Source organism: Knoellia koreensis, from assembly GCF_013041615.1.
Lineage (GTDB): Bacteria > Actinomycetota > Actinomycetes > Actinomycetales > Dermatophilaceae > Pedococcus > Pedococcus koreensis.
Genome location: NZ_JABEPQ010000001.1, coordinates 240,154 through 265,149, shown reverse-complemented (window position 1 = coordinate 265,149; position 24,996 = coordinate 240,154). Strand labels below are relative to the sequence as shown.

22 protein-coding genes are annotated in these 24,996 nt (G+C 71.1%); 7 read left to right on the top strand and 15 right to left on the bottom strand.

The genetic code is table 11. The annotated features are described in order from the left end of the window. Positions 1-22: 22 nt before the first annotated feature. Both HJG52_RS01390 and HJG52_RS01385 read right to left on the bottom strand, forming a co-directional pair. A complete protein-coding gene (locus HJG52_RS01390) occupies positions 23-754 on the bottom strand; it encodes a GNAT family N-acetyltransferase (RefSeq protein WP_171241790.1) in 732 nt (243 codons plus the stop codon). Positions 755-763: 9 nt separating this feature from the next. After that, positions 764-2,005, bottom strand: coding sequence for an MFS transporter (locus tag HJG52_RS01385; protein WP_346767510.1), 1,242 nt, complete (start codon positions 2,003-2,005; stop codon positions 764-766). A gap of 104 nt (positions 2,006-2,109) precedes the next feature. Between HJG52_RS01385 and HJG52_RS01380 the strand changes: the two genes are divergently transcribed. After that, a complete protein-coding gene (locus HJG52_RS01380) occupies positions 2,110-2,439 on the top strand; it encodes a DUF952 domain-containing protein (protein ID WP_171241788.1) in 330 nt (109 codons plus the stop codon). Between the two features lie 6 nt (positions 2,440-2,445). On the opposite strand, the gene HJG52_RS01375 is transcribed toward HJG52_RS01380, so the two are convergent. The 9 genes from HJG52_RS01375 to HJG52_RS01335 are packed head-to-tail and all read right to left on the bottom strand — an operon-like array spanning position 2,446 to position 12,727. Next, positions 2,446-3,168 (bottom strand): SseB family protein, encoded by a 723-nt coding sequence (locus tag HJG52_RS01375; RefSeq protein ID WP_171241787.1) that lies wholly within the window; start codon positions 3,166-3,168, stop codon positions 2,446-2,448. Next, positions 3,165-3,902, bottom strand: a complete 738-nt coding sequence (gene priA, locus HJG52_RS01370; RefSeq protein WP_171241786.1) for a bifunctional 1-(5-phosphoribosyl)-5-((5-phosphoribosylamino)methylideneamino)imidazole-4-carboxamide isomerase/phosphoribosylanthranilate isomerase PriA — start codon at positions 3,900-3,902, stop codon at positions 3,165-3,167. The genes HJG52_RS01375 and priA overlap by 4 nt, the downstream gene beginning before the upstream one ends. A gap of 23 nt (positions 3,903-3,925) precedes the next feature. Beyond that, the gene (gene hisH, locus HJG52_RS01365; protein ID WP_171241785.1) at positions 3,926-4,576 is read right to left on the bottom strand and encodes an imidazole glycerol phosphate synthase subunit HisH; all 651 of its coding nucleotides are present in this window, start codon (positions 4,574-4,576) and stop codon (positions 3,926-3,928) included. Then, positions 4,573-5,196, bottom strand: a complete 624-nt coding sequence (locus tag HJG52_RS01360) for a hypothetical protein (RefSeq protein ID WP_171241784.1) — start codon at positions 5,194-5,196, stop codon at positions 4,573-4,575. Before HJG52_RS01360 ends, hisH begins: the two co-directional genes overlap by 4 nt. Continuing rightward, on the bottom strand, positions 5,193-5,807 hold the full coding sequence (hisB, locus tag HJG52_RS01355) for an imidazoleglycerol-phosphate dehydratase HisB (RefSeq protein WP_171241783.1): 615 nt from the start codon (positions 5,805-5,807) through the stop codon (positions 5,193-5,195). Before hisB ends, HJG52_RS01360 begins: the two co-directional genes overlap by 4 nt. Then, entirely contained in the window at positions 5,804-6,940 is a 1,137-nt protein-coding gene (locus tag HJG52_RS01350; protein WP_171241782.1) for a histidinol-phosphate transaminase, read from the bottom strand. The genes hisB and HJG52_RS01350 overlap by 4 nt, the downstream gene beginning before the upstream one ends. A gap of 2 nt (positions 6,941-6,942) precedes the next feature. Then, positions 6,943-8,289 carry a histidinol dehydrogenase gene (hisD, locus tag HJG52_RS01345; protein WP_171241781.1) on the bottom strand — a complete coding sequence of 449 codons (1,347 nt, stop codon included), beginning with the start codon at positions 8,287-8,289 and terminating at the stop codon, positions 6,943-6,945. 44 nt (positions 8,290-8,333) lie between these two features. Next, positions 8,334-9,680 (bottom strand): MFS transporter, encoded by a 1,347-nt coding sequence (locus HJG52_RS01340; protein ID WP_171241780.1) that lies wholly within the window; start codon positions 9,678-9,680, stop codon positions 8,334-8,336. A gap of 17 nt (positions 9,681-9,697) precedes the next feature. After that, a complete protein-coding gene (locus HJG52_RS01335; RefSeq protein ID WP_171242990.1) occupies positions 9,698-12,727 on the bottom strand; it encodes a bifunctional [glutamine synthetase] adenylyltransferase/[glutamine synthetase]-adenylyl-L-tyrosine phosphorylase in 3,030 nt (1,009 codons plus the stop codon). A gap of 243 nt (positions 12,728-12,970) precedes the next feature. Between HJG52_RS01335 and HJG52_RS01330 the strand changes: the two genes are divergently transcribed. Further along, on the top strand, positions 12,971-13,339 hold the full coding sequence (locus HJG52_RS01330; protein ID WP_346767508.1) for a MarR family winged helix-turn-helix transcriptional regulator: 369 nt from the start codon (positions 12,971-12,973) through the stop codon (positions 13,337-13,339). A gap of 22 nt (positions 13,340-13,361) precedes the next feature. Here the strand turns inward: HJG52_RS01330 and HJG52_RS01325 are convergent, their stop codons facing one another. After that, entirely contained in the window at positions 13,362-14,699 is a 1,338-nt protein-coding gene (locus HJG52_RS01325; protein ID WP_171241779.1) for a glutamine synthetase family protein, read from the bottom strand. A 34-nt stretch (positions 14,700-14,733) separates the two neighbouring features. Next, a complete protein-coding gene (locus HJG52_RS01320; RefSeq protein ID WP_171241778.1) occupies positions 14,734-16,314 on the bottom strand; it encodes an NAD(P)-binding protein in 1,581 nt (526 codons plus the stop codon). A 168-nt stretch (positions 16,315-16,482) separates the two neighbouring features. Between HJG52_RS01320 and HJG52_RS01315 the strand changes: the two genes are divergently transcribed. After that, on the top strand, positions 16,483-18,900 hold the full coding sequence (locus tag HJG52_RS01315; protein WP_171241777.1) for an immune inhibitor A domain-containing protein: 2,418 nt from the start codon (positions 16,483-16,485) through the stop codon (positions 18,898-18,900). Positions 18,901-18,983: 83 nt separating this feature from the next. On the opposite strand, the gene HJG52_RS01310 is transcribed toward HJG52_RS01315, so the two are convergent. Beyond that, complete coding sequence (locus HJG52_RS01310; RefSeq protein WP_346767507.1) at positions 18,984-21,296, bottom strand: immune inhibitor A domain-containing protein; 2,313 nt, start codon at positions 21,294-21,296, stop codon at positions 18,984-18,986. A 224-nt stretch (positions 21,297-21,520) separates the two neighbouring features. Between HJG52_RS01310 and panB the strand changes: the two genes are divergently transcribed. Continuing rightward, positions 21,521-22,396 (top strand): 3-methyl-2-oxobutanoate hydroxymethyltransferase, encoded by an 876-nt coding sequence (gene panB, locus HJG52_RS01305; protein ID WP_171241776.1) that lies wholly within the window; start codon positions 21,521-21,523, stop codon positions 22,394-22,396. 39 nt (positions 22,397-22,435) lie between these two features. Next, entirely contained in the window at positions 22,436-23,080 is a 645-nt protein-coding gene (locus HJG52_RS01300; RefSeq protein WP_171241775.1) for a class I SAM-dependent DNA methyltransferase, read from the top strand. A gap of 24 nt (positions 23,081-23,104) precedes the next feature. Here the strand turns inward: HJG52_RS01300 and HJG52_RS01295 are convergent, their stop codons facing one another. Continuing rightward, the gene (locus HJG52_RS01295) at positions 23,105-23,293 is read right to left on the bottom strand and encodes a methionine aminopeptidase (RefSeq protein WP_171241774.1); all 189 of its coding nucleotides are present in this window, start codon (positions 23,291-23,293) and stop codon (positions 23,105-23,107) included. A gap of 54 nt (positions 23,294-23,347) precedes the next feature. Between HJG52_RS01295 and map the strand changes: the two genes are divergently transcribed. Both map and ppgK read left to right on the top strand, forming a co-directional pair. Further along, complete coding sequence (gene map / locus HJG52_RS01290; RefSeq protein WP_171241773.1) at positions 23,348-24,214, top strand: type I methionyl aminopeptidase; 867 nt, start codon at positions 23,348-23,350, stop codon at positions 24,212-24,214. Positions 24,215-24,234: 20 nt separating this feature from the next. Further along, positions 24,235-24,990, top strand: a complete 756-nt coding sequence (gene ppgK, locus HJG52_RS01285) for a polyphosphate--glucose phosphotransferase (protein ID WP_171241772.1) — start codon at positions 24,235-24,237, stop codon at positions 24,988-24,990. Positions 24,991-24,996: the final 6 nt, after the last annotated feature.

The following is a 24,996-nucleotide window of genomic DNA, read 5'->3' as shown; positions in this document are numbered from 1 at the left end:
TCCGGCAGGTGGCGGAGCCCGCTCAGCGGTCCTGGGGTGAGACGGGGCGTGGACCGCCCAGCGCGGCGGCCGTGTCCAGACGCGTGCGCTGGGTGCCGTCGGCGTCGAAGTTGCCGGGGTCGAGCCAGCGCTCCAGCTCGGCGCGGATCGCGGGCCACTCGTCGTCGGTGATGGAGTACCAGTCGGTGTCGCGGTTGCGGCCGCGGTAGACGACGGCGTTGCGGAAGGTGCCCTCGTAGCTGAAGCCGAGACGGCCGGCGGCACGACGCGACGGGCCGTTCGTCGAGTCGCACTTCCACTCGTAGCGGCGGTAGCCGAGGTCGTCGAAGGCGTGGCGCATCATGAGGTACATCGCCTCGGTGGCCGCGGTGGTCCGCTGCAGGGCCGAGGACCAGACGATGCCGCCGACCTCGATCGAGCCGTTCGGCGGGTCGATCCGCAGGTAGCTGGCGATGCCGAGCGCGCGACCGTCGGGGGCCAGGATCGCGAACGGCGCGCTCGTGGGTGACCGGTCGAGATCGGCCACCCAGGCACCCAGGGCCGCCGGGTCGGCATACGGACCCTGCGGGTAGTAGGCCCAGATGACGGGGTCGCTCTCGACGTCGAGCGCCTGGTGGAGACGGTCGGTGTGCTGGGGACCGGCCGGCTCGAGCCGGCAGGTGCGACCCGTGAGGGCCACGGACACGAACGGCGGGCGCGGTGTCCAGTCGGCGACGGGGCGGCCGACCGGCTGCCCGAACTCGTTGGTGTGCACGGCGGGAGGCTAGCCGCCGACCACGGCGTGCGGCGCATCCGCCTGCGCATGTGCGCCGGCGGCCCGCCCGCGTCGGGCGCGTGCCCGCGACGAGGTGCCGAGCGCGCCCAGGAGCGCCACCACGAGCCCGACCACGGCCACGGCCACGAACCCGGCCGCCCAGCCCTGGTGGTCGATGGCGAACCCGGCGGCTGGTGCACCGACGGCCATGCCCGCCGTCATTGACGACCCGTGCCAGCCCATGGCCTCGCCGCGGGCACTGGCCGGCACCAACCGGCTGACCTGGTCGATCGTCGCGGTGATGGTCGGGGCGCAGAACAGGCCGGCCACGAACGCCAGCAAAGCCAGGGTGAGCGGGTTGACCGCGAACGCCATCGGCAACGTCACGAGACCGAGGCCGGCGAGCAGCCAGAAGGCGTTGACCGAACGGTGCAGGCCGCCGTAGACGAGCCCACCCAGCAGCGAGCCGAAGCCCCAGACCGCGAGCACCAACCCGATCGAGGGCTGGGCGCCGAAGTCGCGCAGCGCCGCCACGACCCCGATGTCGGTGCCGCCGAGGACGAAGGTCGTGGCCGCCGCGCCGAGCAGCACCACGACGAAGCCGGGCCGGAACCACGCCGACCGGGGCACCGCGGCAGCCGGCGCCTCGGAGGCGTCCGCCGACTCGTCGGGCGCCTCGTGCAGGGCGGGGTCGACGACCCACAGGAGGATGCCTGCCGCGACGCCGAGCATCTCGATGGCGAACAGCACCCAGTCGGTGGACCACACCGTCGCGGCCCACACGCCCGCCGCCGGGCCGATCATGAAGGACAGCTCGACGGCCACCGAGTCCAGCGAGATGGCGGTGCGCCGGTCGTCCTCGGGGACCGCGGCGATGATCGCCTGCCGGATGATCGAGAACGACGGGATGACGAACAGCCCGGCCAGCGCCGCGAGCCCGAGCAGCCACCAGTACGACACGAACGGCGCGATCGACCAGCACAGCGCGGCGACGACGATCGACGGCACGACCACGCGCCGCAGACCCATCCGGTCGAGGAGCCGTCCACGCCACGGGCCGCTGATCGCGATCGCGATGGTCGCGGCCGCCGACACGAGCCCGGCGGCGCCGTAGGACCGGCCGAGGTGGCTCACGACGTGCAGCGTGATGACGACACCACCGGCGAAGATGGGCATCCGCACCAGCAGCCCGAGCACCAAGGCCTGGCGGACGGCGGGGATCGCAAGGACGCGGCGGTAGCGGGACAGCACCCACCCACTGTGGCACTGCGCACCGACACCAGTCATCCGGGTTTCACCCCTGACGCCGACCCGACGTCCCACCCCGCCTGGCCCGACGGCATACCCTCGCCCTCGTGACCGTCTACCACCTGGCCGAACCCGCGCACTGGTGGGCCGCGCTGGAGTCCGGCAGCTACGACCAGTCGACCCGCGGGCGCACCCTGGCCGAGGAAGGTTTCATCCACTGCTCGACCGCGCAGCAGTGGCCGGTGGTCCGCCGCCGCTTCTATGCCGACGTCGCAGAACCGTTGCTGCTGTTGGAGATCCATGAGGACCTCCTGCCCACGCCGCTGGTCCACGAGGTCGGCGACCCCGACACGGGCGAGGTCTTCCCCCACCTCTACGCGCCGCTGCCGGTGGCGGCGGTCGCGAACACCACCGAGCTGGCGCCGCCGCACGCCTGAGCCGCGTCAGCGGATCGAGAACGCCAACCCGTCGATCCGCGCGCGGACCTCGCCGTCGGTGGCGAGCCGCTCCCCCACCGAGGTCGCGACCTCCTGCACCTGCTCGGCACTGAGACCCGGGCGCAGCTCGAGGACGACCCGCAGCACGCCTTCGCCCGGGGCGCCGTTCTCGAGCTGGTATGCCGCGACCTCCTCGCGTCCGCGGGTCGCGGCCGCGACCGCGCGATCGACGACGGCGTCCTCGTGGGCCGGCAGCCAATCCCGTTGCTGCGCAAGGGCCCACACCATGCTGGGACGCAGTGCGACGGTGTGCGGACCAGCGACGTCGACGACGATGACGTCGCAGCGTTCCGACACCGCGGCCTGCGCCGCGCGTGCCGCCGTGACGGGCACGGGCCGGGCCGCGGGGTCCCAGGCGGTGAGGGCGGCGGTGGAGCTGAACACCGGCAGCGCGCGGGTCCCGTCGGGCGCGGTCAGCGTCACCGCCGCCATGTCGGTCTGCTTCTCGACGGCCAGCTCGCCGCTGTGGTCGACCTCGCCCGGCTCGGCGACGATGGGCACGATGAACCGGGCGCCTGCGACGGCTGCCATGAGGGCCCGCTCATCGCCGGGGTCGGCCAGCGCCGCCTCCAGCGCCGCGTCGGCAGCACCGGTGTCACCGTCGAACCCGGTACCCGTCAGCTCGCGCCCGCCGAACGGGATGCCCGCCGAGTCGTGACCGCCGGTCACGGACGCCCGGCCACGTCGAGCGCCTCGGGCAGGGTGAACGCACCGCGGTAGAGGGCCGACCCGACGATCGCCCCCTCGACGCCCTCGGGCACCAGGCCACGGATCGCGGCGATGTCCTCCAGTGTCGACACCCCACCGGACGCGACGACCGGCCGGTCGGTGCGCGCGCAGACGTCGCGCAGCAGCTCGAGGTTGGGGCCCTTGAGCATGCCATCCTTGTTGACGTCGGTGACGACGTAGCGTTCGCAGCCCTCGCGGTCGAGCCGCTCGAGCGTCTCCCACAGGTCGCCGCCCTCCTTCGTCCACCCGCGCGCGGCGAGCGTGGTGCCGCGCACGTCGAGCCCGACGGCGACCCGGTCGCCGTGCTCGGCGATGGCCGACGCGGTCCACTCGGGGTCCTCGAGGGCTGCCGTGCCGAGGTTGACCCGTCGGCAGCCGGTCGCGAGCGCGGCCTCGAGCGACTCGGCGTCGCGGATGCCGCCGCTCATCTCCACCTTGAGGTCGAGGCGACCGACGATGGACGCGAGCAGCTCACGGTTGGAGCCCCGGCCGAAGGCCGCGTCGAGGTCGACGAGGTGGAGCCACTGCGCACCCTGCTCCTGCCAGGCCAGCGCGGCCTCCCACGGGTCGCCGAACTCGCCGCCGCTGCCGGCCACCCCCTGCACGAGCTGGACGGCGCGACCGCCCTGGACGTCGACGGCGGGCAGCAGCTCCAGCCTCGGCTGGTCGGTCATGACTGGTTTCCTTTCGGGTGCGGTCACAGGGACCGCACCCAGTTCTCGAGCAGGGCAAGGCCGGCGTCGCCGGACTTCTCGGGGTGGAACTGGGTGGCCGCGAGCGGGCCGTTCTCGACGGCGGCGACGAACCGGTCGCCGTGCTCGGCCCACGTGACGAGTGGCGCCACCACCTCAAAGGGGCCGGTGGCCTCGAGCGTCCACCGCGGCGCGGCATACGAGTGCACGAAGTAGAAGCGCTCCTGGTCGACCCCGGCGAACAGGCGGCTGCCGCCCGGCACCTCGACCGGTGACCAGCCCATGTGGGGCACGACGTCGGCGGCGAGGCGCGCAACCCGGCCCGGCCACTCGCCGAGCCCGTCGACGGGTGCCTCGCCCGGCTCGTCGGAGCCGTCGAACATCACCTGCATGCCGACGCAGACCCCGAGCACGGGGCGTCCACCGGCGAGCCGGGTCTCGATGATGCGCGGCCCGTCAGCCGCGCGCAGCCCCGCCATGCACGCGTGGAAGTTGCCGACCCCGGGCACGAAGAGCCCGTCGGCGTCCTGGGCGCGGGCCCGGTCGGCGGTGAGCTCGACCTGCGCGCCGACGTGTTCGAGCGCGCGGACGGCGGAGTGGACGTTGCCGCTGCCGTAGTCGAGGACGACGACGTTGCGTCGTCGCGGGGTGCTCATCTGTTGTCCTCCAGCTCGCGGTGGTGTCGGGCGATCTCGGCCATCCGGGCGTCGAACCGCTCGACGGCCTGGGCCGTGGGCGCCACCACCGGTCCGCGTATGCCGGCGCCGGGCCCGAGGAGGTCCGCTCCCGGCAGTCCGAGGACGGTCATGAGGTCGGTGAGCAGGCGCAGTGCGTCGCCCGAGCGGTCGGCGACGACCTGGGCGACGTCCCGGTCCGCGGCGGGTCGCCCGGCGGCCTCCGCGAGGTCGGCGGGTGTCGCGAGGTCGAGGTCGGGGGTGCGGACGTGTCCGTCGCCAGGTGCCCACACGAGCCAGCGCGGCTGGTGTCGCAGGCCACCGGGTTGCACGACGACGGCCGCCCGGTGGTCGACGTGGAGCACACCGATCGCCGGGCGCAGCTTGCGTGGCAGCGGGCGCGAGACGAGCACCGTCGCCGCGTCGTCGTAGGGCTCCGCGGCGCGCGAACGCTCCTCGACGGGCACGACGCCTGTCCAGCGGCCGAGCTCGACGACCTGGCACGCCACCAGGCCCTTGCGGACCCACGCAGTCGCGGGCTCGGGCTCACCGGGCACCAGGAGCAGCCCGCGCGACTGCGCCGGCTGCCACCGCTCGTTCACGTGGAGAGGCTGCCCTTCGCGCTGGGCACGCCGACGACGCGCTCGTCCCGGGCCACGGCCGCGCGCAGGGCGCGCGCGACCGCCTTGAACTGGGCCTCGACGATGTGGTGCGGGTCGCGGCCGGCGAGCACGCGCACGTGCAGGGCGATCCCGGCACGGCCCGCCAGGGACTCCCACACGTGGCGTGTCATCGACCCGGTGAAGTGGCCACCGATGAGGACGTACTGCTGGCCCTCGGGCTCGCCGGTGTGCATGACGTAGGGACGGCCCGCGACGTCGACGACGGCCTGGGCGAGCGCCTCGTCGAGCGGGACGGTGGCGTCACCGAACCGGGCGATGCCGCTCTTGTCTCCGAGTGCCTCGCGCAGCGCGTCCCCGAGCACGATGGCGACGTCCTCGACCGTGTGGTGCACGTCGACGTCGACGTCGCCGGTGGCCTTGACCCGCAGGTCGATGAGCGAGTGCTTGGCCAGCGAGGCGAGCATGTGGTCGTAGAAGCGCACACCGGTGTCGATGTCCGACTGGCCGGTGCCGTCGAGGTTGAGCTCGAGCTCGACACTCGACTCCGACGTGGTCCTGCTCAGGGCCGCCGTGCGGTCCGCTGCGGTCACCGCTCGCTCCTGTCCTTGCCCTCGACCTCGGCGATGGCACCGAGGAACGCGTCCGTCTCAGCCGGGGTCCCGGCCGTGACACGAAGATAGTGGGGAATGCCGACGTCCCTCACCAGCACACCCCGCTCGAGCAGTGCCTGCCACGTCCTCCCCGCGTCGGCGAGGCCGCCGAAGAGGACGAAGTTGGCATCGCTCGGCACCGGGTCGAGGCCCATCGCCGCCAGCTCGGTGACCATGCGGTCGCGCTGGGTCTTGATCGCCTCGACGGTCGCGAGCATGCGGTCGGCGTGGTGCAGTGCGGCGAGCGCGATGGCCTGGGTGGGTGCCGACAGGTGGTAGGGCAGCCGCACCAGCCGCAACGCGTCGACCAGCTCGGCGTCGGCGGCAAGGTAACCGAGGCGGCCACCGGCGAACGCGAACGCCTTGCTCATGGTGCGCGTGACGACGAGCCGTGGCCGCCCCTCGAGCAGGGTCAGGGCGCTCGGGGTCCCCGGGCGAGCGAACTCGGCGTACGCCTCGTCCACCACGACCACGGCACGGGGCGCCGCGGCATACACGGCCTCCACCACGTCGAGGTCGAGCGCGGTGCCGGTGGGGTTGTTCGGTGAGCAGAGGAAGACGAGGTTCGGCTGGTGCTCGCGCACCTGCGCGACGGCGCTCTCGGCGGTGAGGTCGAACGCCTGCCCGCCCTGCCCGCGCAGCCCGTCGACCCAGGTCGTCCCGACGGAGCGGCTGATGATCGGGTGCATCGAGTAGGCCGGCGTGAAGCCGAGCGCTGTGCGGTCCGGGCCGCCGAAGGCGAGGACGAGGTGTTGGAGCACCTCGTTGGACCCGTTGCCGGCCCACGCCTGCTCGGGCGTCAGGTCGACTCCCGTCGTGGCCGTGAGGTATGCCGCGAGGGCAGTCCGCAGGTCCGTGAACTCCCGGTCGGGGTAGCGGTTGAGGTGGGGCGCCACGCCGGTGACCGCGCGGGTGATCTCCTCGACGACCTCGGGCGGCACGTCGTAGGAGCTCTCGTTGGTGTTGAGCCGCACGGGCACGTCGAGCTGTGGCGCGCCGTAGGGCGTGCCGCCCCGCAGGTCGGCGCGCAGCAGCGACTGGAGGTCGGCCGGTTCGGTCAAGGCGACATCCATCGTCAGGCGTCGAAGCGGGCGCGGACCGCTTCGCCGTGGGCGGGCAGGTCCTCGGCCTGGGCGAGGGCCACCACCTGGTCGGCCACCTCGCGCAGCGCGGCGGGGCCGTAGTCGATGACCTGCATCGAACGCAGGAACGAGTGCACGGACAGCCCGCTGCTGTGGCAGGCGCAGCCGCCCGTGGGCAGCACGTGGTTGGAACCCGCCAGGTAGTCGCCGAGGCTGACCGGGGCGAACGCGCCGACGAAGACGGCACCGGCGTTGCGCACGCGGTCGGCCAGCGGTGCGGCGTCCTGGATCTGGAGCTCGAGGTGCTCGGCGCCGTAGGCGTTGACGACGTCGAACCCGGCGTCGAGGTCGTCGACGAGGACGACACCGGACTGGCGCCCGGCGAGCGCCTGCGCCACGCGCTCGGAGTGCTTCGTGGCGGCCACCCGGCGCTCGAGCTCGGTGGCCACCGCGTCCGCGAGCGCGGTGCTGTGGGTGACGAGCACTGATGCGGCCTGCGGGTCGTGCTCGGCCTGGGAGATGAGGTCGGCGGCGACGTGCACCGGGTCGGCCGTGTCGTCGGCGAGCACCATGATCTCGGTGGGGCCGGCCTCGGCGTCGATGCCGATGAGACCCTTGAGGTGACGCTTGGCCGCGGCGACGTAGATGTTGCCGGGACCGGTGACGAGGCTGACCGGCGCGCACTCCACCGGTTCTCCCCCGGCGGTGTCGGACTCGTCGACGAACCCGTAGGCGAAGGCGGCGACCGCCTGGGCGCCGCCCACGGCATACACCTCGTCGACGCCCAGCAACGCGCACGCGGCGAGGACAGTCGGGTGGGGGTAGCCGGCGAACTCACCGGTGTTCTCCCGCTGCGGCGGGCTGGCCACGGCGAGCGACCCGACGCCGGCGACCTGCGCGGGGACGACGTTCATGACGACGCTCGAGGGGTAGACCGCCCGGCCACCGGGCACGTAGAGGCCGACCCGGTCGACGGGTACCCACCGGTTCGTGACGTGACCGCCCTCGGTGACCGGAACCGACTCGCTGCGCGGCAGCTGGCGCTCGTGGACGAGCCGGGTGCGGGTGACCGCCTCGTCGAGGGCGGCGCGGACCTGGGGGTCGAGCTGGTCGAGGGCGGCCTGCAGGAGGGCGGTGGGTACGCGCAGGGTCGGGGGGCGGACGCCGTCGAGGCGTTCGCCGAGCTCGTAGAGCGCGGTGGCACCGCGATGCTGGACGTCGGCACAGATCGGGCGGACCGTCTCGACGGCCGCCGCGACGTCGAACTCCGCACGCGGGAGGAGCTGGCGCAGCTCACGGGGGCCGGGCCGGCGTCCCCGCAGGTCGATCGTGGACATCATGGTGCCCGATTCTAGGTCGCCGGCTCGAAGGCCCGACGCCGGTCTCAGCCCCCGGAAGTGTGCTCGCGGTCGACGGGTGGGGCAGCGGGCTCCGCGGCGGGCGCGGCGGGTTCGCTGGCCTCGGGGTGCTCGGTCTCGGCGAAGGTCGCCTCGATGCTCCCCGCAACCTCGTCCTTGGGCCAGCGGGCGGCGACGAGGATGAGGATGCCGAGGGTGATCACGGCGCAGATGCCGACCGAGGCCGCCGGTGAGGTGCGCTCGGAGATCCAGCCGGCGACGAGGAAGCTCACGCCGCTCACGCCGACGGACACGGCACCGGCGAGGCCGAAGACGCGGCCGCGCAGGGCGGTCGGGACGAGGAGGGTGAAGGCGGCCTGGAGCGGCAGCATGAACGCCTGCAGGGCGCCACAGGCGAACCACGCGAGCCACACGATCCACAGCGGCGGCTGGAAGATCGTCACCAGCAGGGGCAGGGGCATCAGCAGCGCCAGCCGCATGATGTTGGCCGACTGCCGTTCCGCCGAGAGCCGGCCGATGAGCACCAGGCCGAGGACCGTCCCGAGGATGGGCGCTGCCATGAGCAGCCCGCCCCAGCGCGAGGAGTCGCTGTGGGTGGCCGCGTCGGCATATGGCAGCGCGACCGCCTCGGGAGCCGAGATCGCAAGGGTCGCGGTCAGAGACAGCAGGAGCAGCCGGGTCAGGACGCGGTCGCCGCGGATCTGGCGCCAGCCACCGGCCAGGTCGCTGAAGAAGTTGGTCGACGTGGAGACGGGCGGCTCGCTGCGCAGTCGGACGGTCATCAGCAGCAAGGCGCCGATGACGAATGCGGCCACGTCGAGCGCCAGCGTGGGCAGGTGGCCGAGCGAGCTGACGATGACGCCACCGACCGCCAGGCCGATGGCCTGGTTGACCTGTCCGGCAAGGATGCCGAGCCCGAGCCCCTTGGCGTAGAGCCGCCGGTCGTGGGCGAAGACCTCGGTGAGGATCATCTGCGAGGCGGTGATCGCCGGGCCACCGACGAACTCGAGCAGGAACACCAGCACCAGCACGAGTGGCACCGACCGGGTCGTGGTCACCGTGAGGATCAGCAGTCCGACGATGCACGCCCGCACGAGGTGGGTGACCACCATCGTGGCCTTGGCGGGGAACCGGTCGCACAGCGGCCCGAGCAGCCCGCGCCCGAGGATGGTGGGAATCAGGGACACGGCGAACGTCGCCGCCGTCGCCACCGCGGACCCCGTCCAGCTGAAGACGATCGCGGCCGTCGCGACGCGGGCGATGTAGTCGCCCCAGGTGGAGAACGTCGCGGCCAGGAACACCTGGAGGTATGCCGGGGTGCGCAGCACCTCTCCGTAGGAGGGCACAGCGTGGCTGTCCCTGCCGCTGACCATGGGGGGACGCTACCCCGCTATGCCTTGCCGTAAAAGTTGAACTCGGTGACCGTGCGGGCGTGCCGCGCGACCCGGCGGTAGTGCTCGGCGAGATCCGCCCCGGATCCCGGCTCACCACCCAGGATCCGGCCCACGCCGTCGGCCATCCGCAGGTCCGACGGGACGCTGTCGACCGGTCGGCCGCGGTACAGCACGGCAGCGTTGCGCAGCCGGGAGGCGAGCGTCCACGACTCGCGCAACGCGGCCGCGTCGCCCTTGGTGAGGTGCCCGTGCGCCTCGGCCGCGGCCAGCGCGTCGAGGGTGCTGGTCGTGCGGAGCGCGGTGTCCTCGTGGGCGTGCTGCATCTGGATCAGCTGGACAGTCCACTCGACGTCGGACAGGCCGCCGCGGCCGAGCTTGAAGTGGCTCTTGGGGTCGGCGCCGCGGGGCAGCCGCTCGGCCTCCATCCGGGCCTTGAGGGTGCGGATCTCGCGGACCTGGCGCTGGTCGAGGCCGTCGTCGGGCCAGCGCTTCGGGTCGATCAGCTCGGTGAAGGCGGCGGCGAGGTCGGGGTCGCCGGCGATGGGGCGCGCCCGGAGCAGGGCCTGTGACTCCCAGGTCAGGGACCAGCGCTCGTAGTAGCTGCGGTAGCTGGCGAGGCTGCGCACGAGTGGCCCGTTCTTGCCCTCCGGCCGCAGGTCGGCGTCGAGGCCGAGCTGGGGGTCGGGACCGGCTGCGGCCAGCAGGCGGCGCAGCTCCTGCACGACCGCGAGTGCGTCCTCCTGGGCCGTCTTCTCCTCGGCCCCGGGCAGTGGGTCGTGGACGAAGAGCACGTCGGCGTCCGAGGAGTAGCCCGACTCGGCCCCACCCAGCCGGCCCATCCCGACGACAAGCATGCGGGTCGCGAGGGAACGGCCGACGGTCTTCTCGACCGAGCGCACGGCAACCCCCAACGCGGTCTCGATGAGCGCCTCGGTCAGCTCGCTCAGGGCGGTGCCGACGCCGGCGAGGTCGAGTTCGCCGCCGAGGTCGGCCACCGCGATCCGGAAGAGCTCCTGCCGCCGGATCGCGCGGGCACTGCGCACGGCCTTCTCCGGGTCGTCCTGACGACCGGCCGCGGCACCCATCCGGCGCAGCAGGTCCTCGCGTCGCGCGGGCACCAGACCACCGCTCTCCCCCAGCATGGCCACCGACTCCGGGGCACCCACGAGGAGGTCGGCGGCATACCGACTCCTCGCGAGCACGTGCGCGAGACGCTCCGCCGCGGAGCCCTCGTCCCGCAGCAGGCGCAGGTACCAGTGGGTTGAGCCGAGCTCCTCGCTCACCTTGCGGAAGGCGAGCAGCCCTCCGTCGGGGTCGGCCTCGTCGGCGAACCAGCCGAGCATGACCGGCAGCAGCGTGCGCTGGATCGCGGCGCGCCGGCTCACGCCCGTGGTGAGCGCCTCGAGGTGCTTGATCGCTCCCCCCGGATCGCGAAAACCCAGTGCTGCCAACCGATCTCGCGCGGCCTCAGGCGCGAGGCGCGCCTCCGACGAGCTGAGCCGGGCGACGGCTGCGAGCAGCGGCCGGTAGAAGAGGCGTTCGTGGATGCGCCGCACCTCGCGGGCCTGCTGCTGCCACTGGGCGGTCACGGCCTTGGCCGCGTCGGAGCGGTGTCCGAGCGCGCGCCCGAGGCGGCGCAGGTCGGCGTCTCCGGTGGGCATGAGGTGGGTGCGGCGCAGCCGGAAGAGCTGGATGCGGTGCTCGAGGGTGCGCAGCAGCCGGTAGCTCGCATCGAGCGTGGCGGCGTCCTCGCGCCCGACGTAGCCGCCGCGGGCGAGCGCGTCGAGCGCCTCGAGCGTCGTCCCGGACCGCAGCGACTCGTCGGCGCGTCCGTGGACGAGCTGGAGCAGCTGGACGCTGAACTCCACGTCGCGCAGACCGCCCGGGCCGAGCTTGAGCTGGCGGTCGGCCTCGGCGGGGGGCACGTGCTGTTCGACCCGGCGCCGCATGGCCTGCACGTCCTCGACGAAGTTGTCGCGGGAGGCGGCCTGCCACACCAGCGGCTGGACCGCCTCGAGGTAGCGCTGCCCCAGCTCGCGGTCACCGGCGACGGGCCGGGCCTTGAGCAGGGCCTGGAACTCCCACGTCTTGGCCCACCGCTCGTAGTAGGTGCGGTGCGACTCGACGGTCCGTGCGAGCGGCCCGTTCTTGCCCTCGGGGCGCAGCGCCGCGTCGACCGGCCACAGCGTGCCCTGCCCGGTCGAGGTGGAGCAGGCCCGCATCAGGTGCGTGGCGAGGGCTGCGCCGGCCGCGACGGCGTCGGCCTCGTCGACACCCTCGCGTGGCTCGGCGACGAAGATGACGTCGACGTCGCTGACGTAGTTGAGCTCGCGCCCACCGGTCTTGCCCATGCCGATGACCGCGAAGTCGCACAGGTCGGCCTGCTCGCCCACCTCGTCGCGGGCGATGACGAGGGCGGCCTCGAGCGCCGCCTCGGCGAGGTCGGCCAGCGCGGCCGCCGTGTCGGGCAGAGTTTCAACCGGGTCACCGCCGGTGAGGTCGATGGCGGCGATGCCGAGCAGCTGGCGTCGATAGCCGATGCGCAGTGCGTCGTATGCCGTGTGCTCGCCGTGGTCGCGCACCGCGCCGGTCAGCTCGGCGATGCGTTCGGCAACGGTGAGCGGTCGCGCGTCGGTGACGCTGCGCCAGTGCTCGGGGTGCGCAACGAGGTGGTCGGCGAGCGCGGTCGAGGAACCGAGGACGGCGAGCAGGCGGTCGCGTTCGGCGCCGGGGTGCCGCAGGGCGGCAAGCAGACCGCGCACCTGCGTGCCGCTCCCCTGCTCGAGGTCGCGCCGGTTGGGCTCGGTCGCGCGCAACGACTCCATGAGCCGCACCAGGGACAGCAGTGCCAGGTCGGCGTCGGCCACCGCACCGAGGGCGTCCGGCAGGCCGTCGCTGAAGACGTCGTCGAGCGGGTCGACCAGCCCGGCGAGGGCCTTGTCGGCGAGCAGCTGGGCCGCGCGGTCCGCGTCGGCAAACCCGAGTCGCGCCAGCGCCGCCGTCTGCGAGGTGGGCCGGCCGGAGATCACGGCCCAGACTCTACGCAGCCCGGCGTCCGACCCGCGCCGGACCGTCACGTCGAGCGTCGAGGGGTCACGGCTCGCTGAACGAATCGGATTGCGTCAGCGCGCCCTGACCCCTCGACGGCCGGCGCCCGGCATACGTCGGGTCGCGTCAGGCGGCGGTGTCCTCGGTGAGGCGCAAGGCGTCGGCGCCGGTGCCATCGAGGCGGGTGAGGGCAGCGGCCCGGCCCGTGAGCAGGAGCAGGAGTGCGCCGATGGGGCCGCCAGGGCTTCGACGACGTGACCATCGCCCAGAGCCGCCTCATGATGGGCATCGACCCCGAGGGCACCCGGGTCAGCGTGCTGGCCGACCGCGCGCAGGTCGCGAAGCAGACCGCCACGGCGCTCGTCGACAAGCTCGAGCGGGCGGGCTACGTCGAGCGCGTGCCGGACCCCACCGACGGACGGGCGCGGCTGGTGCGGCTGACCACTCGGGCCGAGGCGGCCATCCCGCACGCGCGGGCCGAGGAGGACCGCATCGAGGCGGAATGGGAGGCACACCTCGGGCCGCGGCGCATGCGACAGCTTCGCGACGCCCTCACCGCCCTGCGGGACATCACCGACCCCTACCAGTGATGCCGCGCCGCGGCGTCCCGGCCTAGAGGCCCGGGAGGTAGCGCTCCAGCTCGAACCGGGTGATCTCGCCCCGGTAGTCGTCCCACTCGGCGCGCTTGTTGCGCAGGAAGAAGTCGAAGACGTGCTCGCCGAGGGTCTCGGCGACGAGGTCGCTGCGTTCCATGACCCGGATCGCCTCGTGCAGCGAGCTCGGCAGGGGCTCGATGCCCATCGCCTGCCGCTCGGCCGAGGTCAGGCCCCACACGTCGTCCTCGGTCTCCGGCGGCAGCTCGTAGTCCTCCTCGATGCCCTTGAGCCCGGCGGCGAGAACGAGCGCGAACGCGAGGTAGGGGTTGCACGCGGCGTCGATCGTGCGCACCTCGACCCGGCTGCTCTGCCCCTTGAGCGGCTTGTACATCGGCACCCGGACCATCGCCGACCGGTTGTTGTGCCCCCAGGTCAGGTAGGCCGGCGCCTCCCCGCCGCCCCACAGCCGCTTGTAGGAGTTGACCCACTGGTTGGTCACCGCGGTGATCTCGGCGCCGTGGCGCAGCAGGCCGGCGATGAACTGTCGCCCGACCTTGGACAGCTGGTACGGCGCACCGGGCTCGTGGAAGGCGTTGCTGTCGCCGTCGAAGAGGGACAGGTGGGTGTGCATGCCCGAACCGGGGTGCTGTGCAAAGGGTTTCGGCATGAACGAGGCGAAGATGCCCTGCTCGAGCGCGACCTCCTTGATGACCGTGCGGAAGGTCATGATGTTGTCCGCGGTCGACAGCGCGTCGGCGTAGCGCAGGTCGATCTCGTTCTGCCCCGGGCCACCCTCGTGGTGGCTGAACTCGACCGAGATGCCCATCGACTCGAGCATCGTGATCGCGGCCCGCCGGAAGTCGTGGCCGGTGCCGTGCGGCACGTGGTCGAAGTAGCCGGCCTGGTCCACCGGGGTGGGGCTGTCGCCCGGCGCGAAGCCCTGCTTGAGGAGGTAGAACTCGATCTCCGGGTGCGTGTAGAAGGTGAACCCGAGATCCGACGCCTTGGTCAGCGCGCGCTGGAGCACGTGCCGCGGATCGGCGAAGCTCGGCGACCCGTCGGGCAGGGTGATGTCGCAGAACATGCGGGCGGTGCCGGGGTTGTCACCACGCCACGGCAGGACCTGGAACGTCGAGGGGTCGGGCTTGGCCAGCATGTCGGCCTCGTAGACGCGGGCGAACCCCTCGATCGCCGAACCGTCGAACCCGATGCCTTCCGCGAAGGCCCCCTCGAGCTCGGCCGGCGCCACCGCCACCGACTTCAGCGTGCCGAGCACGTCGGTGAACCACAGCCGCACGAAGCGGATGTCGCGCTCCTCGATGGTGCGCAGGACGAACTCTTGCTGACGATCCATGTGTCGATCCTGCCCCAGTCGTGTTTCCCGGGTGTTACGTGTGCGCCGGCCCGTCGGCGAGCACCGACATGGCTGCGTTGTGACCGGGTATGCCGCTGACGCCGCCTCCGCGCCGCGCGCCGGCTCCCGCGAGCCGCACCTTCTCGTACCGTGTCTCGACTCCCCACGTGCCGACCTCGTCCTCGCGCTCGGCCCAGGGCCACTGCAGCGACCGGTGGAAGATGTTGCCCCCGGGCAGGCCCAGGTCGGCCTCGAGCTCGACGGGCGTGCGCGCCTCGAGGCAGTAGGCCCCTTCGCCGTCGCGCAGCAGGACGTCCTGGATCGGTTCTGCCAGAACGGAGTTCAGCGACTCGAGCGTGCGTGCCAAGGCGAGGTCCTTGACCTCCGCCCGCTCCTGGTCGGTTCCGGTGAACAGCCGGGCGGGCAGGTGCAGCCCGAACAACGTGAGCGTCTGCGCACCGGACGCGACCAGGTCGGGCCCGAGGATGCTCGGGTCAGCCAGCGAGTGGCAGTAGATCTCGCACGGCGGCACCTGCGGCACCCGTCCCTCGGCGGCCTCGGCGTGGGCGCGCTGCAGCTGGTCGAAGCCCTCGTTGACGTGGAAGGTGCCGGAGAAGGCGGCGACCGGGTCGACCGACTCGTCGCGCAGCCGCGGCAGCCGCGACAGCAGCATGTTGACCTTGAGCTGCGCACCCTCGGGCTGTTCCTCGGTGTCGACCGGCTCGGCGCCGGCCGCGGCCAGCAACCGGTTGAGCACCGTCGGCGCGCACGCTGCGTGGATGACGTCGGCCGTCGCGGACCCGCCCTCCCACTCGACCTGCCCGTCGGGGCTGACTGCGATAACCCTTGTGCCCGTGAGGATCTCGGCGCCCGCAGCCGTGGCAGCCCGAGCGAGACCGTCGGTCACCGCGCCCATGCCGCCGACAGGAACATCCCAGTCCCCTGTGCCGCCGCCGATGAGGTGGTAGAGGAAGCAGACGTTCTGTCGCAGGGTCTCGTCGTCGAGGTCGGCAAAGGTGCCGATGAGCGCGTCGGTGGCGACGACACCTCGCACGGTGTCATCGGCGAACTCGCGGCGCAGCACCGCGCCCAGGGGCCGGCTCACGAGGTCGTCCCACAGCTCGTCGTCGCCGACGAGCGCACGCATCGCCGCAGCCGAGCGCAACGGCTCGAGCACCGTCGGGAAGACCTTCTCGGCCGCGGACTGGACCCGCCCGTAGAAGCTCTGCCACGCGGCATACTCACGCGGCCCTCCGGTGAGGCCCGCGAAGGACGACGCGGTCGCGGACTCGTCACCCGTGTCGACGAGGAGGCCACGGGTGGGGTCACCAGGCACCGGCGTGAAGGACGAGTAGCGGCGGCGCACCAGCCGCACGTCGAGGTCCAGGTCGGTGATGACCTGCCTCGGCAGGAGGGAGACGAGGTAGGAGTACCGCGACAGGCGGGCGTCGACTCCGGGGAAGGCCTGCGCCGAGATGGCGGCGCCGCCGACGTGGTCGGCGGCCTCGAGGACGAGGACCCGCCTCCCCGCCCGGGCGAGGTATGCCGCGGCGGTCAGGCCGTTGTGTCCGGCGCCGATGACGACGTCGTCGTAGGTGGGGCGCGCTGCAGTCACGCGCGCAGCCTAGGGCCGGCCACCCAGATCACAACTCGGTAACGATGGGCGATCTGGACGCGCGACCCCCTGACCTGCGGTTTTGACTCGATATGTCCCGGTCAGCCGCACCTGACTCGCGGCCGGCCGAGTCGAACCTGGAGGAAGTTCACGAGACGAGGACGGTTCATGACACATGCAGTGCGCACCCGACGGCGCCGGGCCTACAGCCTGATCGCCGCGAGCTCCCTCGTGGTCGGCGCGTTCGTCGCCACCACGGGCACCGCTGGAGCGGCCCCACCGACCGACCGACCGCCGGTCAAGGGGAAGGTCAAGGGCGGGTCCGACAACCCGGCCCACCCCTTGAAGATCGCCCAGAAGAAGGAAGCCCAGAAGAAGGTCGCCCTCGAGCGAAAGCTCAAGGGAGACAAGGCTGCCCAGGGCAAGACCGTCAAGGTCGGCAAGGGCCAGTACGTCAACCTCGAGAACGAGGGAACCGACAAGATCTTCGTCGTCCTCGTCGAGTTCGGTGACAACCAGTACCCCGATCCGCGCTTCCAGGGACCGCCGCCGGACGGCAGCACGACCGACGTGACCGGCCCGCTGCACAACGAGATCCCGAAGCCGGACCGCTCCGTCGACAACTCGACCCTGTGGCAGCCCAACTACGACCGGGCGCACTACCAGGACATGTACTTCAACCGGATGAAGAAGTACTACGAGACCCAGTCCTCGGGCCGGTACTCGATCGACGGCACGGTGACCGAGTGGGTCAAGGTGCCGTTCAACGAGGCGCTCTACGGCCGTAACTACTGCGGCTCGATCACCTGCCCCTCGAGCAAGGCCCTGGTGCGCGACGCCCTCGCCATGTGGGTCGACAACCAGCTCAAGAGCGGCCAGACGATGGCCCAGATCACGGCCTACCTCAAGACGTTCGACCAGCAGGACCGGTACGACGTCGACGGTGACGGCAACTTCAACGAGCCGGACGGCTTCATCGACCACTTCCAGGTCGTCCACGCCGGTGGCGACGAAGCCGCGGGTGACCCGCACCAGGGCACGGACGCCATCTGGAGCCACCGGTGGTACGCCAACCTGCAGGCCGGCGGACCGAACGGTCAGGTGGGTGTCAACGTCGGCAGCAACGCCGGGTTCGTCTCCAGCCCGCTGGTGCCGAACAACCCGACCGGCGTGTGGGTCGGCGACTACACCGTCCAGCCCGAGAACGGCGGCCTCGGCGTGTTCGCGCACGAGTATGCACACGACCTCGGCCTGCCGGACCTCTACGACACCTCCGGCAACACCCCCACCGGAGCGGAGAACAACACCGCGTTCTGGACCCTCATGTCCTCCGGCGCCAACATCGGTGACGGCGGCCCCGACGGCATCGGCGACGACCCGACCGACATGGGCGTCTGGGAGCTGTTCCAGCTGGGCTGGCTGAACGCCCAAGGCGACAAGGGGCCGTTCTACGAGGTGGCGCGGGCCGGTGAGAAGTCCAACCACAAGCTCGGCCCGAACGTGCCTGCCACGAAGTCGCCGCAGGCGGTCTTCGTGACGCTGCCGGACAAGGTGATCCCGCTGGAGCTCGGCCCACCGGCCGAGGGTGACTCGTTCTTCTGGTCGACCAGGGGCAACGACCTCAACACCTCGATGACCGCGTCGGTCAGCGGCACAGCCCTCACCGCCCAGGTGCGCTACGACATCGAGCAGGACTGGGACTACGCGTTCCTCGAGGCCTCGACCAACGGCACGACCTGGACACCGGTCATGACCAACCGCTCGGACCGTCCAGGACACGATGGGGCCCACAATCAGAGTGGCTTCAACGACTCCGGCGCCGGCATAACGGGCACCACTGACGGCGCCTGGGTTCCGCTGACCGCCACTTTGCCCGCTGGGACCACACAGGTCCGCTTCCGCTACCAGACCGACCCGGCCGAGGTCCGGGACGGCTTCATGGTCGACGCGGTCGCGGTCGACGGCACACCGGTCGCTGACAGCGCGTGGACCCTCGACGGCTTCGTCGAGAGCAACGGCTCGGAGGACCAGAAGTTCTTCAACGCCTACGTCCTGGAGAACCGCCAGTACGACGGGTACGACACCTCGTTGCGCACGGCGTACAACTTCGGCTTCCTTGGGACGAACCGGCCGGACTGGGTCGAGACCTACCCGTACCAGAACGGCCTGCTCATCAGCTACTGGGACAGCTCGCAGACCGACAACAACGTCGGTGACCACCCGGGCCAGGGCCTCATCCTCCCGGTGGACGCGCACCCCCAGTTCAGCCACTGGAAGGACGGCACGCTGATGCGCAACCGGATCCTGTCGTACGACTCGACCTTCGGGACCGAGCCGACCGACGCGATCACCCTGCACAAGGAAGGCGTGCCCGCGACGATCGCGTCCAAGCCCGCCGTCCCGACCTTCGATGACACCAAGACCTGGTGGTACAACTGCGACGCCGACGCCTGCACGGGCTCGCACGCAGGGCGCTACCAGCCCGGGTGGTACAGCGTCGACGTCCCGAAGACCGGCACCACGGTGACGGTCAAGGGCAAGGGCAACGGTGGCCACCTCAATGTCCAGGTGGCTCCGAAGAAGTAGCCGCCCGGACACCACAAGGGCCCCGGAGCGTCATTGCTCCGGGGCCCTCGTGCGTCCCTGGTCAGTCAGGACAGATCAGGTCGTCACCGCCTGGGGGCGGTGATGTCGATGACCATCTTCTCGCCGAGCATGCCCGTGGACTTGACCACGGTGGCCTTCATACCCGACCCGGCGACCTTCACCGAGTTCTTCGGGTTGTCGGCCGTCCAGTACTTGGTCGGGTAGGCGTCGTCGAAGGTCGGGATCGCCGCCTGCTTCGGCACGACCGTCGCGATGCCGTCCTTGTGGAAGGTCACCGCGTCGGTCTTCTCCCGACCGAAGGTCGCATCGAACGGCTGGCGCCGGTTGCCCAGCAGCGTGCCGTCGTAGAACCGCACCGGGGTCGGACGGGCGTCCACGGGCAGGGACTGGCCGCTGCCCGGGTGCCCGCCGACCGGGTTGGTGTTGTTGTCCTTCTGCGACTCGTCGACGTACCACACGAGCATGCCGTTCTGGTACGGGAACCGCTCCACCCAGTTCGGCTTGGTCTCGACCCAGCCGAAGTTGTACGGGCCGGACCGCAGGTACTTGTCGTACCCGGAGTACACGCGGTTCTCGAGGATGTAGTAGTTCGGGTAGGCCTGTGAGGTGGTCCCGGTCATGCGGGTGAACTCGCGGGCCGCCCAGCCGTTGTCGCCGCTCTCGACGTCGTCAGTGAAGACGCTGGCACCGTCAGCGGTGACGGCGAAGTCGTCGAGGAACAGGCCCTCGTGGTTGACACCACCGTCACTGGCATAGCGGAAGCGCACCTGCACCGGCGCGCCGGCGTAGGCCGAGAGGTCCCAGGTCAGCTGGTTCCACGACTTGACGTCGCCGGTGTACTTGGCCAGCTCGGACCACGTGCTGCCGCCGTCCTTGGAAGCCTCGACGTACCAGTAGTCGTAGTCCTTCTCGGCGCCGTACCAGGCCCACGCCGACATCGACGCGCTGGTCTTGCCGGTGAGGTCCACCGTGCGGGTGAGCGTCGCCGTCAGGCTGTCGTCCGTGCCACTCCACCACTCGTTGGTGCCCGAGTGCGGCTTGTTGTAGCTCGACGTGACCTGCTTGTCCTTGAGCGGCACCACGATCGCCTGCGTCTTGTCGGTCGCCGCACGGTCGGCCGGGCCGAGGTTGTAGCGCCCCGACTTGGTGGCGACCGTGTAGTCGAGCCAGCCGAGCTGGAGCTTCTCACGGGGGCCCATGTAGCCGGGCTCGGTGCCGATGGAGTCGGTGCCGTCGTTGAGCCAGGAACCACCCGACATCAGCGTCCAGAAGCCGGTGCCGTTGTCACCACCCTTGGTCGTGTCGTAGTAGTCCGGCAGACCGAGGTCGTGGCCGAACTCGTGGGTGAAGACACCGAGGCCACCGTTCTCCGGCTCGGTCGTGTAGTCACCGATCCAGATGCCGGAGTCGCCAAGCGGCACGCCGCCGAGCTTGTTCTGCTCCGGGCCGGTGCGCCCGGCGTTGGTGGAGAAGGCGTACCAGCGGTGCGACCAGATGGCGTCCTCGCCCTCCTTGCCGCCACCGGCCTCCTCGCCCTCACCGGCGTTGATCGCCTGGAAGTGGTCGATGTAGCCGTCGGGCTCGTTGTAGTCGCCGTCCTGGTCGTAGTCGTAACGGTCGACCTTGTCGAACTGCGCCAGGTAGGCCTTGATCTCGGCGTCGGTCTTGCCCTTGGCCTTCTGGTCGTTGTACCAGGCGGTCGCGGTGTCCTTGATGTAGTTCCAGTAGCCCTCGGCCTCGCTGGTGCCGTCGATGACGTTGCCGTCCTCGTCGGTGGCCGGGTTGTGGCCGTAGCGCGCCTCGTTGTACGGCACCTGGACCCAGTCGGAGACGTCGCCCTTGGCGAGGAACTTGCCGTTGGACTGCTTCTGGTAGAAGTCCTTGAACGAGTTGCCGCTGCCGAACATCATGTCCTGGTAGTGCTGACGGTTGAAGTCGCTCGCCCAGTACGTCGAGTTGTCGTCGGTGCTGTTGCCGTCCCACTTGCGGTCGGGCTGCGGGATGTTGTTGTGCACCGGACCCGGCGTGCCGCCCTGCGGCTCCTTGGTCTGGGTGCCGAAGTCGGTGAGGATCGTGAAGATCGACTCCTCGCGCTCGACGGGGTACCAGGCGTACTTGCTCTTGCCGCCCTTGCCCTTCATCTCGATGACCCGGCTCTTGCCACGCTGGGTCACCTTCGCCTCGCCCTTGACGAGCTTGGCGACGGCCTCCTGCTGCAGCGCGGCCTGACGCTCGGCCAGCGGGTTGGGCAGGTTGTCGGACCGGTTCTTGTGTCCGGGCTCCTTGGCCGGGGCCGGCGCGGACTCTGCCTGCGCGGGGCCCGAGGCCAGGCTCATGGCGACGGCCGCGACGGCCACGCCCGAGAGAACGCTCACATGACGTCTCTTCACGAATCCTCCAGTTTTGTTCTCACCGTGGTGGCCGGAGCTCGGCACACCAAGGGCGAGCCAAACACTCGGGTCGGGGCTCACCAAGGCTGCGCGGTTAAGGAGTTCGTAAATTTCCGACCGATCGGTCACTCAAGATGAGCCGGTTCCGGCGGCTTGCCCCAGTTTGGTTGCACATGGCATCCACTTGCCCGAGCCCTAGGATTGCCGGCATGTCCTCAGAGCCGACGACGCCCCCCGCTTCCGAGACCACCGCGCCCTATGGCACCGGGGCCCAGGCGGCGCCCCAGCGGCGCATCCGCATCCCGCACCTGCAGGCGATGAAGGAGAAGGGCGAGAAGTGGGCGATGCTCACGGCATACGACATGTATGCCGCGGAGATCTTCGACGAGGCCGGCATCCCCGTCCTGCTCGTCGGCGACTCGGCCGGCAACAACGTCTACGGCTTCGAGACGACCGTGCCCGTCACCGTCGACCACCTCGTGCCGCTCGTGCGCGCCGTCACCTCCGCCGCGAAGCACGCCATGGTCGTCGCGGACCTCCCGTTCGGCTCCTACCAGGCCAGCCCGCAACAGGCGCTGGCCACCGCCACCCGCTTCATGAAGGAGGGCATGGCCCACGCGGTCAAGCTCGAGGGCGGTGCCGCGATGGTGCCCGAGGTCGAGCTGCTCGTGCGCGCCGGCATCCCCGTCATGGGCCACATCGGCTTCACGCCGCAGAGCGAGCACGTCCTCGGCGGCTACCGCGTCCAGGGCCGCGGCGACAAGGCCGACCGGCTCGTGGAGGACGCCCTCGCCCTCGAGCGCGCCGGGTGCTTCGCCGTCGTGATGGAGATGGTTCCCGCTCCCCTGGCCGCACGTGTCACCGAGGTGCTGTCCATCCCCACGATCGGCATCGGCGCGGGCCCAGAATGCGATGCCCAGGTGCTCGTCTGGCAGGACATGGCGGGCCTGCGTGGCGGCAAGGCGCCGCGCTTCGTCAAGAAGTACGCCGACCTGCGCGGCACCCTCGGCGACGCTGCCAAGGCGTATGCCGCGGACGTCGCCTCCGGCGCCTTCCCGGCGCCCGAGCAGAGCTTCGCCGAGTAACGGGTTCCGTTCCGCCACAACCGAATCTAGGCTGGTCGCATGAGTGAGACGCTCCCCCCGGAGCCACGCACCCGGTGGTCGGAGGTGAGTGGCGGACTCGCCGCCGCCACGGCATACCAACAGCGTTTCGACGACCTCGCCGCGCGCGGTGTCGACATCCACGGCGAGGCCACCTTCGTCGAGGCGCTCCTTCCACCGAGCCCGCCGCCCGTGCGGGTCCTCGACGCCGGCTGCGGCACCGGCCGGGTCGCCACCCAGCTCACCGCGATCGGCTACCACGCCATCGGCGTCGACTCCGACGCCGACATGATCGCGGTCGCCCAGCAGCGCGACCCCTACACCCGATGGGTCCGTCAGGACCTCTCCCGGCTCGAGCTGCGCGGGCAGGCCTTCGAGCTCGCGGTCCTCGCCGGCAACGTCGTGCCACTGGTCGCGCCCGGCACCCTCGTGGCCGTGATGAAACGCATCGCCGCGCACCTGCAGCCGGGCGCGCTCGTCGTCTCCGGCTTCGGCCTCGACGCCGCCCACCTGCCCGACGGCGTACCCGCGACGACGCTCGCCGAGTACGACGCGGCGTGCACCATAGCCGGCCTCTCGGTCCTGCGGCACTACTCCACGTGGGACAAGGCTCCCTACCACGACGGCGACGGTTACGTCGTCGCCGTGCACCGCCTCAACGACTGAGCGAGGTCAGTCCTCGGGGCTTGCTCAGTCCTCGGACTTGCCCTCTTCCCACTCGCGGTCCTCCGCGTCCCACTGCTCGGTGCGCTCGCGCGCGCTCTGCAGGGCGTTCGCGGCCTCGGCCTCGCTGTCATAGGGCCCCATGAGGTCGGCCCCCTGGCTCTTGTTGTCGTCCGACTCGACCTGACCGCTGTTGACGTTGAACCAGAAAGCCATGGCGGGGTTGCCCTCCAACTCGACGGAAGTGGTGATCTCTCTAGACTCCACCGTATGCCGCTGACCTACGCAAGCGTCGCACCCGGGGAGGTGTCGCCGCGTCGCCCCGTGCCGGCCTCGATCGAGCGCCCCGAGTACGTCGACCGGCCCGCCCCACGACGTGACCTCGACGCGAGCGACGTCAAGGACGCCGAGACGATCGAGAAGATGCGGGTCGCGGGTCGCCTTGCGGCACAGGCCATGGCAGCCGCGGCCGCCGTCATCGCCCCCGGCGTCACGACCGACGAGGTCGACCGGGTCGGCCACGAGTTCCTCCTCGACCACGGCGCCTACCCGTCGACACTCGGCTACCGCGGGTTCCCGAAGTCGTTGTGCACCAGCGTCAACGAGGTCATCTGCCACGGCATCCCCGACAGCCGGGTGCTGGAGGACGGCGACATCGTCAACATCGACATCACCGCCTACATCGGGGGGGTCCACGGCGACACCGACGCGACCTACCTGTGCGGCGAAGTCGACGAGGAGTCGCGCCTGCTCGTCGAACGCACCCACGAGGCGATGATGCGCGGCATCAAGGCCGCGCAGCCCGGCCGCGCCATCAACGTCATCGGCCGCGTCATCGAGAGCTACGCGCGCAGATTCGGCTACGGCGTGGTCCGCGACTACACGGGACACGGCATCGGCCGCGCCTTCCACAGCGGACTGGTGATACCCCACTACGACGCCGCGCCGGCATACGACACCATCATCGAGCCCGGCATGACCTTCACCATCGAGCCGATGCTCAACCTGGGCACGCCGGACTGGGAGCTGTGGGACGACGGCTGGACGGTCGTGACCAAGGACCGGCGCAGGTCGGCACAGTTCGAGCACACGATCCTGATCACCAACGACGGCAACGAGATCCTCACCCTGCCCTGACGCACCAGGAGGCGCACACCATGGCCAAGCACGGACTCCCCCTCGGCATCGACGTCGGCGGCAGCGGCATCAAGGGCGCTCCTGTCGACCTCAAGGAGGGCGCCTTCGCGGCCAAGCGGATGCGGATCGACACGCCCGTCCCGTCGACCCCCGAGGCGGTCGCGGCCGTGATCGACCAGATCTGCGACCACTTCGAGGAAGTGCGGGGCGACTCCCCCATCGGCGTCACCATGCCGAGCGTCGTCACCCACGGCGTGGTGCGCACCGCGGCCAACATCGACAAGTCGTGGATCGACGCCGAGGGCGAGACGATCTTCGAGGCCAAGCTCGGCCACGACATCGTGCTGGTCAACGACGCCGACGCCGCCGGTGTGGCCGAGATCCACTACGGCGCGGCCAAGGGGCAGAAGGGCCTGGTCATCATGACCACCCTCGGCACCGGCATCGGGTCAGCACTCATCTACAACGGCGAGCTGGTGCCCAACTCCGAGCTCGGCCACCTCGAGATCGACGGCCACGACGCCGAGACCAAGGCCGCCTCGTCGGTCAAGGACAAGGAGGGCCTTTCCTATCCCGAGTGGGCCAAGCGGCTCCAGCGCTACTACAGCTTCCTGGAGAACCTCCTGTGGCCCGACCTCTTCGTCGTCGGCGGTGGCGTGTCCAAGGACCACGAGCAGTTCCTGCCCCTGCTCAAGATCCGCACCCCCATCGTCCCCGCCAAGCTCGAGAACAAGGCAGGCATCATCGGCGCAGCCCACCTGGCGGCCAACAAGTAGCCACGC